This is a genomic window from Zhongshania sp. (genome assembly GCF_041584495.1).
GTDB lineage: Bacteria > Pseudomonadota > Gammaproteobacteria > Pseudomonadales > Spongiibacteraceae > Spongiibacter.
Genome location: NZ_JBFHDY010000046.1, coordinates 1 through 16,508, shown reverse-complemented (window position 1 = coordinate 16,508; position 16,508 = coordinate 1). Strand labels below are relative to the sequence as shown.

Genomic DNA, 16,508 nt, shown 5'->3' with positions numbered 1-16,508 from the left:
GTTATTATTTAATTCATTTGCAATAAAAACACCGTTGCCATTAATAATGGTAGCTCAATTCCAAGCCATAACTACGAGGTTCACCCCACACTACCGCTCGGTCTGCTTGGGGCAAATTATCTATAGCGTATATTTCATACTCTTTATCGAGGAGATTTTTACCCCACAGCGCTAAGCCCAATTCGCCGTGGGCAAACGCTAACTGCTGAAGGCTTAGGCGCGCATTCCATAATTGATAAGATGGCATAATAGTGAGCGCATTTTGAACATCGCCCCCGCCTAGCCGGGTATCCATAAAACTGGTATTTACATTCAAATGCAATTTGGCACTTGCGCCCTGCCAAACATGCCAGTCAAGATTCGCAGTATAGCTATTTTCTGGCGCGGCGGAAAATGCATAACGCTGAGTCACATCGTTACCAAAGCTGTCCCTCACCGCGGTAATTTCAGCATCGAGATAGGCGTATTCCAAACTTATCACTAAGGCGCCGTCCAGTAGCGCACTCACATCAAACTCAAAGCCCTGCATACTTGCACTTCCGGCGTTCAACACCTTGGTATCCGCTACTGTGCCATTGAGTAGGAAGTTCATTTGCATGTCGTCAAAATGGGTCTGAAATACATTGGCATTAAGGCGCAAACGCCCCTGTAACCACTCACTTTTCATGCCCAGCTCCATGCTAAATGCTTTTTCTTTGCCAAAGCCACCAGCAAATCCAACGCCATAATCAATACTGTCAGACGCGGCGCCTTGATTGCCGTCCAACTGCGGGTCACGGGTATTAAAGCCACCGCTTTTATAGGCTTCAACGCCTTTGGCATAGAGATTTACATCTTCTTGCAACTCATACTCCACCACCGCGCTAAAGGAGTCGTCTTTAAATCGACGCTGTCCAAACACATTGTCAAAACGCCGATCCGCAGGCAAACCACCCCGATTCAAAACAGGCGTAATCAAAGGGCCGAGCTCCTCATTTTCAGCAAATGTGGTTAAGGAAAACACTTGGGGATCCCCTTCTTCAGGTGTGTATTCAAAGTAAACTTCGTCGCGCTGGTTTTTCAGTGCTTCGCGGCGATCCCGAGAGTGGCGAGCACCTACTGAAATATGCAGAGCATCATCCAGAATGGGTGGGGTCCACCGCAACTGACCAAAGACCGCCGCCGCCGTATTATCAACGTCGTACTTCTGGCTAACAAAATTCACGATATAAACATCGTCGGCGCCATCCACCAAAGAATAGAGTTGCAGGTGTAAAGGGCTATTGTCCTCTACCGCCGCCTCAGTGAAATAGTACGCCCCCAGTAGGTATTCAAGGCCAAGATCCTCAAATTCCCCGGTATATTGAAATTCGTGGGATTGCTGGCTCTGGGTGATCGTCGGCTTGACTAGCGGCGTTGGACCACCACTGGCCGATTCCGCAGCTGGCCCGTCGTAACGATGAGTATCGAGACGATAATCAGGGGAGCCGAGTCCCCCCCCCAAATCAGTATAAGCAGAATCAAATAGCTCGCGATAGGCAGCAATATATTTAAACTCCCCCACATCTGTACTGGCTCTGACAATCAAGGCGTGGCCGTCGATTTCACTAACTGACGACTCCAACGGCGCGGTGGTTGCCATGGCACTAAAGCGATGGCGGCCAAATTTACTACGCGCCTGAGCGCTGCGCTTAATGGCATCCGCCTGGCCTTTGTGGCCGCCCTCCGCCGAGGGGTTGATGGCCTGAAACATATAGTTATAAGACTTCATATCCGAACGGTCATAACTGTAATCCAAGCGCAAATCAGTGTTTATATCCCAGCTCAGATCAAAACGTGCACCCTGCACCTCCCGGTCACCAAAATCGCCCCCAGGCCCGGTATTTTTCATAAAACCATCACGGCGTTCCGTTAAATAGGCCAGCTTAACGGCGAAGGAATCCGCTATCGGTAGGTTTACACTTGATTTACTACGAATTAGCGCCTGGTTACCCACACCAACTGTCTGATTGAATTCCAGTTTTTCTGAGTGCGGCCGACGGGTTAGCAAGTTAATTGCGCCACCGGTGGTATTGCGGCCATATAAAGTCCCCTGTGGACCTCGCAATATTTCCATTCGTGCTAATTCAGCCACATCCATGGCCGTGCCACTGGAGCGCGCAATATAAACACCGTCCAAATACAAGGCCACAGGTGTGTCTTGGGTTACTTGCACATCACCCAAACCAATGCCGCGAATATAAATGCGCAGACTCGCACCATTGATCGGAAAGGGTTCTATCGTCAAACCGGGCACTTTACTGGCAATATCTGCTAAGCCGCTGACACCTTCAATCTGCAGGCGCTCTTCGCGAAACACCGTCAGTGATATCGGGGTGTCTTGTAGAGATTCTACTTTCTTGCGTGCACTAACCAATACCTCCTCTAAACGCAACTGACCGGTCGCAAAACTACCACTGCAATAAAGCGTCGACACAAAAAGCAAGACGAGTAACTTTTGCGGATGCGAATCGATGCTATCGTGGGCACTTTTCGTCCCAAGGATGCAGCCCCGATCGGTGGTCATTGTTAACATGCTGCGCGGTCCACTCCCCAAAAAAAAGCATTGCCACTGTGGCACCTGCGTATATGCCGCCAACAATACCATAAGCTTGCCACCAGCGAGGTTCCAAACTACGGCCTTTACACATCCGGACAATTCCCGATGGCATCCAGCTAATCGACAATTTACGATTTTACTCGCAGAACAAGTCCGTCTACGTCACAAACGCACATTGTCATCAAGTCGTAACTGTCAAAGACGGATTGCTTTCTATAAAATGAAGCAATATATACATTTATTTATCGACGAGGTCCCCCCTCCAATGTCTCAAGCGCAACAACCCGATTGTCCTGTGTCACAACAAAAACCGCCACTACTGTGGATGCAGAGCATTTTATTTTCTAGTACTCTCCTCATCGCCGCCGTTGGCGTACCATGGTATGGATTCAGCCAAGGCTTCACTTGGGGCGGCTGGCTCGCTTTTATTGCGATACTTGGCGCCAACGGGATGTCAATCACTGCCGGTTACCACCGCCTGTGGGCCCACAATAGCTACAAAGCACACCCTCTGCTAAAAATAATGTTCGCCCTTTGGGGGGCCGCAGCGACCCAAAACAGCATTTTAATCTGGGCTTCGGGCCACCGCCGCCACCACCGTCATGTCGACGATATTGATAACGACCCCTATTCAGCAAAGAAAGGCCTGTGGTATTCCCATATTGGCTGGATGCTAAGAGATTACGAGGCAAGCAGCGAAGACTTCAGTAATGCCCGCGATCTACAACGCGATAAAATAGTCATGTGGCAACACAACAACTATCTCGCCTTGGTGCTTCTTATGAATATTGCACCTGCGGTAATCCTTGGCTTTATCACCGGCAATATGCTGGAAAATATCCTGCTCGCCGGGGTTCTGCGTCTGGTTGTTAGCCACCACACCACCTTCTTTATTAATTCTCTCGCTCACCACTGGGGCCGCCGTCCTTACACCGACGAAAACACTGCCCGCGACAATGATTTTCTTGCGCTACTCACCTACGGAGAGGGCTATCATAATTACCACCATATTTTCCAAAATGACTACCGCAATGGTATACGCTGGTGGCAATACGACCCCACCAAATGGCTCATTAAAGCCGCCTCGTGGCTTGGCCTAACCTGGGACTTACGCAAAGTACCCGATTTTAAAATTCAACGCGCTATACTCACCATGCAGTTTAAAAAGGCAGAAAGCGCGTTACGCCAGAGCAAGGGTGCCGATGCGAAACACTTTGGCGCGTTTCTGGAGCAGGAATACCAACAGTTTTGCGAATACCTCAATGACTGGAGTACCGTAAGCCAATCGTGGATGGAAGCTAAGCGCGGACTCATCAATGCTCAAAAAGAAGCCCTGCAAGAAAATTTGGTCGGCAAGAAAGAGCAACTGCAACTCAACTTCAACCACGCGTGGGAGCACGCAACCCTGCGTACGCGCCTGAAAGAGCTAGAATACGCATTAAAAATGCAGCGCAAACGTTTGCAATTGCTTAGCGTGCAAATGGCATAAGGATTGTCAGTCGTAAAAAAAGGCGCACTAGGCGCCTTTTTTTACGACTGACAAAAACCTAGTCTACTCGGCCACGCACGCTGAATGCTGGCGACGCCAAACTACCCCGCCACAACAAAGGTACATCCATCCCCGGCAAGACACTTGGCGCCTGATAAACTAACCTAAAACGCTCATTTGCCGCACTTACCACAATGGCCGAGGAAGTACTGCTGCCACGTTCCGTCACGTACCAGCGCGGCAAGCCCATATTGAGCTCCACCCGGTACACCTCACCTGGCGCTAAATTAATCATATCCGCCTCGCGCAACACATAGGACGAGCAGCTCTTGTCGGCTTGACTCAAGCTGCGCCCGGTATCACCGAGAGACTGCAAACTAAAGCCGCAATGTTTGTCGTTATCCGCAATTTTTAATTCCGTGTCCGACACATTTTGTAAACTCACCACCAACACTGGACTGCGTTGCGTAATTGTCGCACTGTCCCAATTTAAGGTATTGCTAAGCGCGGTTGGTGTTGGGTTAATCTGTTCAAACCCGATCCCCAAACGACTCCAGCGATAAGCGCTAAGCACACCCAAACCATTTGAACCTACAGCAACTGCCACTTCCATTGGTATTTGCACGCCCTCGCGGTCACCACGCTTTAGTTCAATGCCTTCGCCACGACCCTGTTCAACAAAGTATTGCTCAATACCGTAACTCACCGGGATTTGTCCCCCAAGCACCTCTCGGCTCACTCGGCCCCGGAGATAAAGTCCAGACGGTGGCGCACTATCACTTAAGTAATCCAGTTCATAGACATCGTCTGGGCCCGCCTTAAGCAAGGCATAAACTACCGCACCGCGGCTAAGTGCCGTGCTCGCTGTTTTACCCCGATATTGGGCCAAATCCACAGCATTTAAACCATAGCGCAAGCGAATATAGTCTCCCCGCATTGGGTCACGGGGATCTATCGGCGCGGTGCGCAAATAAATTTGCTCGCCCCGCTGACGCACCCATTCGCGCTGTCCTGCCAAATAGCCGAGCCCCCCTAACTGACTCAACACCAGCGCCACAACCAATCCTTTACGCACGGGGTTTCTCCAACTTGCGGCGAGTATTTTGCTTGGCATAACGCTGGCCAATCACAAATAACAGTATACCAAGCAGTAAGAACACGCTTGAGCGTGCGAGTAAGCTATGAAACAAGTCGGTGAATCTCGCCAGAGCAAGCACACTTAACATGATACAACCCAAGCTCAGAATTTTGCCACGACCATGCTCCGTGCCACGATAGACAAACAGCAAGCTGTACAACAGAAATACTACGTTAAATACCAGGCGGCCAAAACCCTGTATATCAACGCCAAACATCGCCGGTAGCACAACGAGGAGTAAGACCATTAGCACAAGGCCAGTTTCCAACCTTGCTTCTGAATTCAATGGACGCGAACTACTTCTCAACAAGGTTGCCAGCCAAACCGTCATTGTCAGCAGCGCGGGCACAAGCAAATGAAACAAACCAAAACCCGGTACAGTCGACATACCTTGCTGCGACGGCATACCAATAAAACTGCCAACAAACACTAGGCCTAACCACAACACTATCGCCACACTATAAAAGACACTTTTCGCTGCCGGGTAAGCTAAGCTCATCGCTAACTGAGCCAACCCAAAATAGCTTCCCACCAATAGCAGTAATACGGGCATAAGGAATTGTTCACCAAGGCGCCACACCCCAAAGGCATAAAGGAGCGGTAGGCTTACCAACGCCATCGCCAACAAACTGTTAGCGCGCTGCCACCGCGCCAAGGGCAGAATAGTGCAGATGAGGATCCAGCTTGCTTGCGGCAAATGGCGCTGAAACTCAAAGGTTTCTAGCCCAGCCCACAAGGCAAGTAGCACCGTTGCTAATATGCCGTGGGCGGCCGATGGCAAAGCCCATCCAAGACTTAAGGCCGCGACAAACCACAGCAAAAAACCATCGGGATAGTGCGCATCAAAATGGTAGATTTGCGCCACCAGCCAGATCCCTGTACCAAAGAGAATTGTACCGAGTAAATGCAAGCTTTCGCCCAGCGAACGGCGCTGATCCTTAGCCTGAAAGAATGCCATGCCCGCAATATGGGCCAATAGAATTGAACCACCAACCACCGCCAGTTTAAGATAGCGATGCATATCTGCCCAATTATAGGCAAAGAACAAAATAACGCCCATGCCAAAAATAGCCGCGCCCAATGCCGCAAAAATGACTTTACCCCAGCGGCCATCACCACTGTAGCTGCGACCGAGACCGCCACGGCTAGCGCCGCCCGAGCGCGCATATACCATTGCTGGGTACCGAGCATAAAGTGTTGTTGCCTGCTCGTCTGTAATAATCCCTTCCCTTAACCACTGAGCTATTTCGGCCCGCAGCCAAGGATTGTTATTGTCCATAATGCTCTCACAAATTAGTCATTTGCCGGGCCGATAGATCCGTCTACCGACTAAATGGTTCCCGTAATTATGAATATACACCTTCGCAAATGCAGTCAGAAAACTCGCCTTCAGGAGTCGCTCACTTCGTCGCAGCTTATGCGGTCAGGCCAGCTCTTCCAGCACTCGCTCAGCAAAACCATGACCAGCCTCGGCATACAGGTTAAAAGTGACACAACCCATACGCAGCAGTTCATCATGTTGGTCGGGGAATCGGGACACCACAGCGATCTTACCCTGATAATTAAGCTGGTTAAGCAATTTAACAACTTCGATATTTTCTTCGTGATTACTGAGGCTCACTAAGATCATTCTGCGCCGTTGCAAACCCGCCCGCTCTAAAAAATCCCGGTCACTGGCATCGCCTGCAACACAATTAATGCCCGCCAGTTTCAGCTTTACTGCCTTGTCGGCATTTTCTTCCACACCCACTATTTTTTCTGGGTAGTGCTGGCTAAGGTAGTCATAGGCGCCACTGCCAATTCGCCCCATGCCAAAAATGATAATCTCAGCTTCGCCCATATTCACCGGACGCTCCAAGACCAATAGTTGGCGACGCTCCAATTTTTGTAGCCGCTCGGCGATCCGTGCGTACAAGCTGTGTACATGGGTATTAAAAGGCACGGCAATAAACAAAGACAAGGCCATCGCCACCGCTAACGTCGTCAACCACTCTGCTGGCAGCGATCCAGCCTGCACTGCCATGGCCGCAACAATCAAGCCGAATTCACTGTAATTAAATAGCGACAGACCAACCAGTAGCGAGGTACGCGCTCGCAAGCGGAACAACAGCAGCAACGCAAAGTAGATCAATGGCCGCAGCAAGATGAGTCCCGCCAAGGCTAAAGCCACCGTCAGCATGGCGCCACTCGGCATACCGGCATAACCAATACTCAAGAAAAAGGCGGTGAGAAAGATATCCTTAAAATTAATAAGACTTTTATACAGCTCAACACTTTTAGTCGATTTGGACAGCAGAACACCAAACAGCAGAGCGCCTAAACCACCTTCAAGGTGCACCAGCTCAAATAAGGCCGCTGCACCAACTGCTGTACCAATACCAAATAGCACTAACAATTCCCCGTGACCAGCCTGCTTAAGCAGTGCCACTAAGATAGGTCGCAGCAGGGGCAGCGCGAGCAAGGCGATGGCCCATTCCGACGGCGGCTGCTCGGCGGAAAACACCAAAAAGCACACAGCAAAAATGTCTTGGACAATCAAAATACCAATAGCAATTTTGGCGTGAAGTGCTGCGCCTTCGCCGCGCTCATCAAATATTTTTACGGCAAACACCGTGCTTGAAAATGACAAGGCAAAGGCAAGCATCCACGCCACGGAGGTTTCAACAGATTGAAGCTCAGGAATTAACCAATGCAAACTCAAAAGTACCAGCGCCGTCAACGGCACTACTAACACGGTATGTAAACTTGCCGCAGCCCAAATTTGGGGGGCTAGCAACTCCCGCACATTGAGTTTTAACCCAATAGTGAATAACAGCAACATGATACCCAGCTCCGACAGGGTATGAATAAGCTCGGGGTCGCCCAACTGCAAACCACCGGCAATAAAACCCGCCACTAAATAGCCGAGTAAGGGCGGCATACCAAGACGTTTAAATAACAAGCCGGCAATAAAGGCAATTCCGACCAGCAAGGGTTCAATCATTACAAGTCACTCGTTAATTAATAACTATCGAAAATCAAGGCCGTGGTATACGCGGAATTAAAACTGGGGTCTGAGCCTTGTATTGTTGATAATTAGGATCACTCCCCCAGCGCCTATTCGCGCTGGCTTCAAGGAGTGGAATCCCTGTGACTTTAGTCAACACCAAAATAACAAACAACGGCGATAACAAGCCTAAATACAAACAGCCGCTCAAAGCTGGAAAGGCGATAATACACACGCCAATCCACACTAATATTTCGCCAAAATAATTCGGGTGCCGAGACCACGCCCATAAGCCCTGGCGAATAAATTGTCCCTGATTACGTGAATCAGCGCGGAATCGCCGCTTCTGCACATCCGCAGCCACCTCCAACACCATACCGAGCAGCCAACACAAGAGGCCTATGCCTGCCGTCCAGCCTAAGGGTTTATCTACGCCAGATGCCATTGCCAAGATCGCCGCAAGTGAAATCAGAAAAACCCACAATGCCTGAAGTGTCCACGTTACAAGAAAGCGATAAAAATTGATTTTAATTTTGTCAAAACGTGTATCTCGACCATCCACACACACTCGCCAAAACAAAAATCCGCCCAAGCGTAGCGCCCAAATGACAATTAAACCGGCAAGCAAATAATTCCGATCAGTCTCAACACTCAAACTAAAGCAAACAAGGACGACTGCAATATTACTCAACGCCCCGGTTAAATCATAGAAGCGTTCGGTGTGATTTAAATAAGCAGGAATAAATACCAGCCACTGCACACCAAATGCGATCAGCAGCGACCACAGGGGCAAACTCAAACCACCATATGTCGGCAAACCTCGCCCAGCTGCACTGGCAAGCAGCAAACTTACCGCGGCCATCACCAACACCGCGAGCAAGGCTTTTACCCCAGACTTTTGCATTAGCGTTCTACCCCTAAGCTTACAGATGTGTATACAGCTTAACCGATACGGAAACTCTCATACGGCCTAATTTTTTGCAGACAAACTTTTATTCAACACCACATACCAACAACGCCAGATAATAGCGAACCGATAATAATTCCCAAGCGCTCGTCAAACAGTTGCTTCACCCCTAGCTCATCAAAGACTAGTGAGCCAACAAATAAACTCATGCTAAAATCAATACCACAGAGTCAGGCTATGCCATACAAGGACAGCCAGGAGATATCTTCTGGCAACTGGTGAATTTAAGCTTCACGCCTAACCAACAAAAACCAAATACGCCGACCTGCTTGCCCACGAACAACCCCAACGCAATACCGAGCGGTACACCGTGCAGCACATGATCCAATCCCACACCGTGAAAACTAATACCCGATTTACAAAACGCCAACACCGGCACGACCATGTCGCCAATGACACCAAGGGCCGGCAGAATGATTTTGTTTAGCTCGGCCAGGTCCCCTCCCCAAAATTCACGCTTGAGTACCAGCCCAACCATGAGGAAAAACACAGCCATTAGGCCGCCATTCACCCACACTAATAATGGTTTGGCCGATTTCAATGCATCGACCAGCACCACGACCGGAGTATCAATAACGCCTATACGCACTGAGGCTACCCCAAGATCATACCGACTGAGGCCGACAACACAATGTTTTCTATCGAGTTTCGATACTGTGCATTTGTAGCGTTTCAGCGCTATGCTGCAGGAAGCTTTCAAAACTTCTTTGCTCCGGCGACGCCCCGCCGATCTTCGCTTAGCGTGCCTCGAAACGGCAGTGAGCACTTTGGCTGCGCTACGCTCCCCAAAGATTCCTAGGGGCCCCAGAGCTACACCAGTATCGCCACCGATAAGGAAATAATAAATGACCGATAAGTCTAAATTACGCGGCGCCAACTTTCCCTCCGCTCGGGATGAACTGCCAAGTAATCAGCAAGACCAACCCGCCGCCTATCGGCTGGCCTATACCGATCAAGATTTCTTATTGCGCGAGGAACTGCGCGGCCTGCGTTTTCACTTAGAATTGCAAAAGCCTGAAATGACCCTAAAAGAACACGGAGTCGAATCCACCATTGTCATTTTCGGCAGCGCCCGCTTTCCCTCCCCGGAAGACGCCGACGCAGCTTTAGTCATTGCCCAAGACAGTGGCGACCCCGCCAAAGTGAGGGCCGCCAAACGCGACCAACGCAATAGCCATCACTATGAGCAAGCCCGCCGCCTAGGTGAACTGATTACCACCCATTCCAATCACTGTGATCCCAACGAACAACTCTATGTAGTCACTGGCGGCGGCCCAGGTATTATGGAAGCCGCCAACCGCGGTGCCAGTAACGCCGGTGGCAAATCGATCGGCCTCAATATTGTATTGCCCCACGAACAAGATCCAAACCCCTATATCAGCCCTGAATTTTGCTTTCGCTTTCATTATTTCGGCATCCGCAAAATGCACTTTATGCTGCGCGCCAAGGCCGTGGTGGTGTGCCCCGGTGGCTTTGGCACCTTCGATGAATTATTCGAGGTCCTAACCCTCATTCAAACCGGCAAGTCTAAACGGGTCCCGGTCATTCTCATTGGTCACGAGTTTTGGCGCCAGGCCATTAATTTGGAATTTCTCCGCGACGAGGGGGTTATCAGCCCCGAAGACGTCAATATGATCAGTGTCGTCGATACCGCCGAGCAAGCTTGGCAGCACATAGTTGATTTCTATCAACTCAGTCTTGACGAGTGTATTCGCTGCTAAAAAAATTCTGCCAAGTCACTGTGAGACATGTATTGCCCTCAGTAAACAGCCACGAGTAAAACCAAAGAGCATCAGGAAATTGGGGGTAAATATGCTATAGTGATGAATTGTTTTTTGTTAACACGGTTGCCCATGTCCGCCCCTATTATTCGCTTTCACGCCATTCGTTTTGCCTATCAACTCGACCCCATTCTCGACGATTTTAGCTGGCAGTGGCCAGCCGGTCAGCATCTCGCGATCTTAGGCGGCAACGGCGCAGGCAAAACCACCCTCGCCAAACTCATTACCGATCAGCTGCGGCCTAACGCGGGCGACATCCACTACGCTGCCAATATTGGCCCAGATGATATCGCTCACATCTCGTTTGATTTACACCGCGAGTTGATGGAATACGACCGCCGTTTTGATGACAGTGAAACCCGCGACGATGCCTTCGATGTTGGCACGCCAGTGCGCGCTATTATTTTGCAAGGCCAGCCCGCCAACGCCGAATTCGACAGTCTGTGCAGCAGACTCGGTATTGCGCACATACTAGACCAGGGTATCCGCTTCATCTCTACCGGTGAGAGTCGCAAAACCCTGCTCGCCCGCGCCCTTTTAGCCAAGCCCGCGGCGCTGATTCTCGACAATCCTTTTGAGGGCTTGGATGTCAATGCCCAAACCGAAATGCGGGCCATGCTCGACGAGTTACTCACCTCGCCAACGCCGCTGATTCTGCTGACCAAAGACGCCAACGATATTCCTGACTGCATCGACACCGTATATCAAATGGCCCACGGCAAAATGCTAGGTGAATGCAGTGCGGCCGCCGCCAAGCAGGCCAGTAAAGCACTGCATCACTACGCCAAACCGCTACCGATAGCCCAAGCGCCGGCACACCCTGACGACAGCGCATTGTTAGAGCTGCGTAATATCAATGTGAATTTCCGTGGTAATCAGGTGCTCAGCGGCATCAACTGGACCTTAATGCCAAACCAGCACTGCTGTATTAGCGGCCCTAACGGCGCGGGCAAGTCGACCTTGCTCGGCCTCCTCTGCGGCGAGAACGATAAGGCCTACGGCCAAGAGGTGTACCTATTCGGCAAGCGTCGCGGCAGCGGCGAAAGTATTTGGGAGGTTAAAGCCCAATTTGGCCTGCTTAATACCAGCATGCAAATGAATAATTTAAAACGCACCAAAGTGATCGACGTGGTAGCGTCTGGCTTATTTGATTCGGTAGGTTTATACACTGACTACAGCGAGTCTCAACGCCAGATGTTAGTTGCGTGGCTGGACGCGCTTGAACTGTTGCCCCTCAAAGAGCAGCGTTTCGACCGGCTGTCATTTGGTGAACAGCGCATGGTTTTACTGGCTAGAGCGATGGTCAAGTCGCCCCGTATTCTCATTTTAGATGAGCCCTGCATCGGCTTAGATAACGAGCAAAAATCGCGATTGCTCGGTGCCGTAGACCAAATTGCCGCCCACGGCCAAACCCGCATTTTATTCGTTAGTCATCGCAGTGAAGAGCTGCCCGAGTGCATCAATCAGTTTATGGATTTAGTCCCCGCGGCGCAGGGCGGCTATACCGCCCAAGTCCGCGAGGTCTAAGCCAGCCATTCTAGCTAGTCAAATACGTTGCGAAACCAGCCCCACACCTTCTCAGGCTCTGGGGCGCAGCCGCCGCGCTCACTGGGGGCACTGCCGCTCATAAAGGGCATATAACGCGCGTTTTCACACCACGACTGACTAAGCTTGCCACTGACGCCGTCCACCCACTGATACTCTACGCCATCTACCAGGGAAAAAGGCATTTGCTCGGTGCTAGCCTCAGCCATAAATTGACGCCACACCATTAAGGCACCGCTGGCGCCGGTTAAACCCGTTGAGGTGTTATTGTCTAACCCCATCCACACCACCGCCATATAGTCCCCGGCAAAACCAGCAAACCACGAGTCGCGGGTATCGTTACTGGTACCGGTTTTACCCGCCACCCGATAGTCTTTGGGCAACACCCGATACACCCCTTTGCCCGTGCCTTCGCGCACGGTTTCTAACATCGCGTATTGCAATAAATGCACTGCTGCAGAACTGACAACCTGCTTTGGCTTTTGCGGGTAGCGCGCCAATAACTCGCCCTTATTATCCGTTATGGCATAAATCGTACGCAGCGGTGTATAACGACCATCTGCCGCCAAGGTCTGGTACATCGCCGCGACCTCTATTGGCGCCAGCTCCGCTGAACCCAATAACATCGATGGTACTTCAAGTAAGGGCCGCTGCACGCCAAGGCGCTGGAACATGGTCATAACCTTATCCAAGCCAAGCTGCATACCCAATCGCGCAGTCGCTATATTATAAGAGTGGGCCAATGCGGTGTGCAGTGGCACCTCACCGTGGGATTTGCGATCGTAATTCGAAGGCCGCCACTGACTGCCATTGGCATTGCTGATCGACACCGGCTCATCCGACACCTTGGTCAACAAACTATATTGATTGGGTTGATTTAGCGCCGCCAAGTACACAGCGGGTTTAGCCAATGAGCCAATGGGCCGCAGTGCATCTAGGGCGCGGTTAAAGCCTGCGTACTTTGGCCGTTTGCCACCAATAACAGCGACGACATCACCGCTGTTTACTTTGGTCACGACCATGGCGACTTCTAAGTCTTTTTGACGGGCTTCCAGGCGCTGCAAGGATTTAACCGTTGCCTTTTCTGCACGGCGCTGCAAAACCGGGTCAAAGGGCGTAAATATCCGCAAGCCACTGGTTTGCAGCTCCTTGCTCTGATAATCACGGCTCAATTGACGTCGCACCAAATCGACATAAGCGGGGTACACGCCAGCCAGTGCCGAGGTTTTGGCTAACTCTAAAGGCTCTTTCTGCCACTCTGCCAATTGCTGCGTGGTAAGCCAACCCTCTTCCTCTAGCTCGCCGAGCACAATATTGCGGCGGGTTTTGGCGCGTTCTGGGTGACGCCACGGGTCGTAATACGACGGCCCTTTAACGAGGCCGACCAGCATCGCAACCTGCCCTAAATTTAACTCTTCTAGGGGCCGGTTATAATAGTGGCGCGCGGCAAGACCAAAGCCGTGAATAGCCCGATTGCCTTCCTGCCCCAGATAAACTTCGTTGATATACGCTTCTAAAATTCGGTCTTTGCTGTAATGCAGCTCGGTTAAAATCGACATCACCGCTTCTTTCGCCTTGCGCCACAAGCTGCGCTCATTGCTGAGAATAGTGTTTTTAACCAATTGCTGGGTGAGTGTGCTCCCGCCCTGCACCGTGCGCCCCGCCTTTATATTGGCGAGCATAGCGCGCACGATACTGCGCGGCGAAATACCAAAATGGCTATAGAAGTGCTGATCTTCCACCTGCACCAAGGTTTCAATCAGCATTTGCGGCGCTTCGGCAAGGCTTAACATCAGGCGGTCTTCATGGCGGCCTGGATACACCCCACCAATCACCATGGGGTCGAGCTGCGCTTCAGCGATGCGATCACCCAATTTATTGCGCACCACGCCCACCGTGGTCGAGTTCATTTCAACCTCGATCTTGCGCGCGGGCTGCAGGCCGTCAGCAAAGGCGAAGGACCGCAGATAAATCGTAAAATGATCGCCCTGGCGAAAGTAACTGCCTGGCTGATCCACCAAACGGCGGCGACTGTAACCCAGCTCACCTAATTCTGACTCTAACTCATACGCCGTCAGAATCGCCCCCGTCGCCAGTACTAAGGGCCGTGCGTAGACTTTGGCGGGCTGCTCATAGCGCTGACGGTCAAACGTGCCGCGCACCTTGGCATCGCAGTAAGCGAAAAAAATCAACATGACGACCGCAAACGCCAAGCTAAGCTTGACCAATAAACCCCACCACGAGAATGTTGCTGCGGAAGCGCCACTTCCCTTAGATGCTTTCTTAACCATTCAATACGACCAGATACATTGCAAATTAGAATTCAAACCGGATAATAGCGGCACTTTACCGCAAGTTACTGGCAAATCAGATGAAAAAATACCACCTCTATGGAATTGGCGCCGCCTTAGTCGATACCGAAATCGAAATTAACGACGCCGAATTGCAATCCCTCGGCGTGGAAAAAGGCCTGATGACCCTCGTCGATGCAGCCCGTCAACAGGAACTCTTGGACAAGCTCAGCGGCCATATGGTTCACGCCAAACTTGCCAGTGGCGGTTCCGCCTGCAATAGCATTGTCGCTGCAGGCTATTTTGGCGCACACAATTACTACTCCTGTAAAGTGGCGAACGATGAACACGGCCACTTCTTTATGACCGACATTAAAGCCGCCGGGGTCGATGCCGATTTTGACGGCGACAAGGCCGTCGGCACTACAGGTAAATGCCTGGTGCTGATCAGCCCCGATGCAGAACGCAGCATGAACACCCACCTAGGTATCAGCGAAACATTGTCGGTGACCGAAATCAATACCGAGGCACTCGCCAGCTCTGAGTACTTCTACGCCGAAGGCTATTTGGTTACCTCTGACTCCGGCCGCGCCGCCGCGATCGCCGGTCGCGAACTCGCTGAACGCAGCGGCGTCAAAACCGCGCTGAGCTTTTCAGACCCAGGGATGGTCAGCTTCTTTCGCGACGGCTTAAACGACATGCTGGGCAATGGGGTAGACCTGATTTTCTGCAATGAAGCTGAAGCGCTGGGCTGGGCAAACAGCGAATCGCTTGATGACGCCGTTGCCGCACTGAAACAAGTTGCCAAGACCTTCGCCATTACCCTCGGTGCCAAAGGCGCACTGGTGTTTGACGGCGAACAATTGCATGAAATTTCAGGCCATAAAGTCACTGCGGTAGACACCAACGGCGCGGGCGATATGTTTGCTGGCGCGTTCCTCTACGGCATTACCAACGGGTACAGCTACGCCAAGGCTGGTGCACTGGCTAGCCGCGCTGCCGCCGAGGTTGTATCCCAATACGGTCCACGCCTACTCGGGCCGCGACATCAGGAATTACTCAGCGAGTTAAATCGCTAAGTACTCACTTGCTAGGCTGTCTCAGGCGCTGGCGCGTTGAGACAGCCTAGCGTCGTAAAGCTAAGACCTTGAAATCCCCGCCTTCTGACCACATATCAGCGTTATGACTTGCTGTATTTGGATGCCCCATGAGCACTAGCCCTTCGCTACAACTGATTTGCCCGCACTGCGCCGCAATTAACCGCGTACCCGAATCGCGCCTTACCGATGCGCCGGTATGCGGCAAGTGCAAGGCGCTATTGCTCGATGGCAAGGTCGTCAACGCCAGCGATGCTAATTTCAATCGCTATATTCAACAAAGCGGTTTGCCCGTGCTGGTGGATTTTTGGGCGCCTTGGTGCGGCCCCTGCCGCTCCTTTGCGCCAGTTTATAGCGAGCTTGCCGCCGAAATGCCCACTCATGTCAGTTTTCTTAAACTCGACACGGAAGCCAACCAGAACACGGCTGCGCAGCGTCAAATCCGCTCGATCCCGACGCTGATTCTATTTCATGATGGCCGCGAAGTTGCCCGGCTGTCTGGCGCACTGCCCAAGGGGCAATTCAAGGACTGGCTAAACCAGCAACTGGCAACGCTATAGGCCAGCACGTTGCAAACATAAAAAAAGGCGGAGCCATTAACGCATCCGCCTTTTTTTAATTCAGATAATTCGCCTT

The 16,508-nt window shown here is 51.4% G+C and carries 13 protein-coding genes; 5 read left to right on the top strand and 8 right to left on the bottom strand.

Translation table 11 applies throughout. The features are described 5' to 3' along the window. Positions 1–40: 40 nt before the first annotated feature. Positions 41–2,545: a TonB-dependent receptor gene (locus tag ABYP33_RS09520; RefSeq protein ID WP_373090594.1), complete on the bottom strand. Its 2,505-nt coding sequence runs from the start codon at positions 2,543–2,545 to the stop codon at positions 41–43. A gap of 328 nt (positions 2,546–2,873) precedes the next feature. On the opposite strand from ABYP33_RS09520, the gene ABYP33_RS09515 reads away from it, so the two are divergent. Then, complete coding sequence (locus ABYP33_RS09515; protein ID WP_373090593.1) at positions 2,874–4,067, top strand: acyl-CoA desaturase; 1,194 nt, start codon at positions 2,874–2,876, stop codon at positions 4,065–4,067. 58 nt (positions 4,068–4,125) lie between these two features. Here the strand turns inward: ABYP33_RS09515 and ABYP33_RS09510 are convergent, their stop codons facing one another. From ABYP33_RS09510 to ABYP33_RS09485, 6 genes are all read right to left on the bottom strand, one after another. Next, complete coding sequence (locus ABYP33_RS09510) at positions 4,126–5,142, bottom strand: GDYXXLXY domain-containing protein (RefSeq protein ID WP_373090592.1); 1,017 nt, start codon at positions 5,140–5,142, stop codon at positions 4,126–4,128. Then, positions 5,135–6,484, bottom strand: coding sequence for a DUF2157 domain-containing protein (locus tag ABYP33_RS09505; RefSeq protein WP_373090591.1), 1,350 nt, complete (start codon positions 6,482–6,484; stop codon positions 5,135–5,137). The genes ABYP33_RS09510 and ABYP33_RS09505 overlap by 8 nt, the downstream gene beginning before the upstream one ends. A 144-nt stretch (positions 6,485–6,628) precedes the next feature. Next, positions 6,629–8,188 (bottom strand): cation:proton antiporter, encoded by a 1,560-nt coding sequence (locus ABYP33_RS09500; RefSeq protein ID WP_373090590.1) that lies wholly within the window; start codon positions 8,186–8,188, stop codon positions 6,629–6,631. A gap of 34 nt (positions 8,189–8,222) precedes the next feature. Continuing rightward, positions 8,223–9,095: a DUF1295 domain-containing protein gene (locus tag ABYP33_RS09495; protein ID WP_373090588.1), complete on the bottom strand. Its 873-nt coding sequence runs from the start codon at positions 9,093–9,095 to the stop codon at positions 8,223–8,225. A gap of 92 nt (positions 9,096–9,187) precedes the next feature. After that, a complete protein-coding gene (locus ABYP33_RS09490; protein WP_373090587.1) occupies positions 9,188–9,307 on the bottom strand; it encodes a hypothetical protein in 120 nt (39 codons plus the stop codon). 26 nt (positions 9,308–9,333) lie between these two features. Beyond that, a complete protein-coding gene (locus ABYP33_RS09485) occupies positions 9,334–9,747 on the bottom strand; it encodes a Na+/H+ antiporter NhaA (protein WP_373090586.1) in 414 nt (137 codons plus the stop codon). A gap of 256 nt (positions 9,748–10,003) precedes the next feature. Between ABYP33_RS09485 and ABYP33_RS09480 the strand changes: the two genes are divergently transcribed. Together ABYP33_RS09480 and ABYP33_RS09475 are read left to right on the top strand one after the other, a co-directional pair. After that, complete coding sequence (locus tag ABYP33_RS09480) at positions 10,004–10,879, top strand: TIGR00730 family Rossman fold protein (RefSeq protein ID WP_373090585.1); 876 nt, start codon at positions 10,004–10,006, stop codon at positions 10,877–10,879. A gap of 132 nt (positions 10,880–11,011) precedes the next feature. After that, entirely contained in the window at positions 11,012–12,466 is a 1,455-nt protein-coding gene (locus ABYP33_RS09475) for an ATP-binding cassette domain-containing protein (RefSeq protein WP_373090584.1), read from the top strand. A gap of 14 nt (positions 12,467–12,480) precedes the next feature. Here the strand turns inward: ABYP33_RS09475 and mrcB are convergent, their stop codons facing one another. Beyond that, positions 12,481–14,775 carry a penicillin-binding protein 1B gene (gene mrcB / locus ABYP33_RS09470; RefSeq protein ID WP_373090583.1) on the bottom strand — a complete coding sequence of 765 codons (2,295 nt, stop codon included), beginning with the start codon at positions 14,773–14,775 and terminating at the stop codon, positions 12,481–12,483. A gap of 80 nt (positions 14,776–14,855) precedes the next feature. Here mrcB and ABYP33_RS09465 point away from each other — a divergent pair, with 80 nt between their 5' ends. Next, positions 14,856–15,854, top strand: a complete 999-nt coding sequence (locus tag ABYP33_RS09465) for an adenosine kinase (protein ID WP_373090582.1) — start codon at positions 14,856–14,858, stop codon at positions 15,852–15,854. A 128-nt stretch (positions 15,855–15,982) separates the two neighbouring features. Next, positions 15,983–16,432 carry a thioredoxin TrxC gene (trxC, locus tag ABYP33_RS09460; RefSeq protein WP_373090581.1) on the top strand — a complete coding sequence of 150 codons (450 nt, stop codon included), beginning with the start codon at positions 15,983–15,985 and terminating at the stop codon, positions 16,430–16,432. Positions 16,433–16,508: the final 76 nt, after the last annotated feature.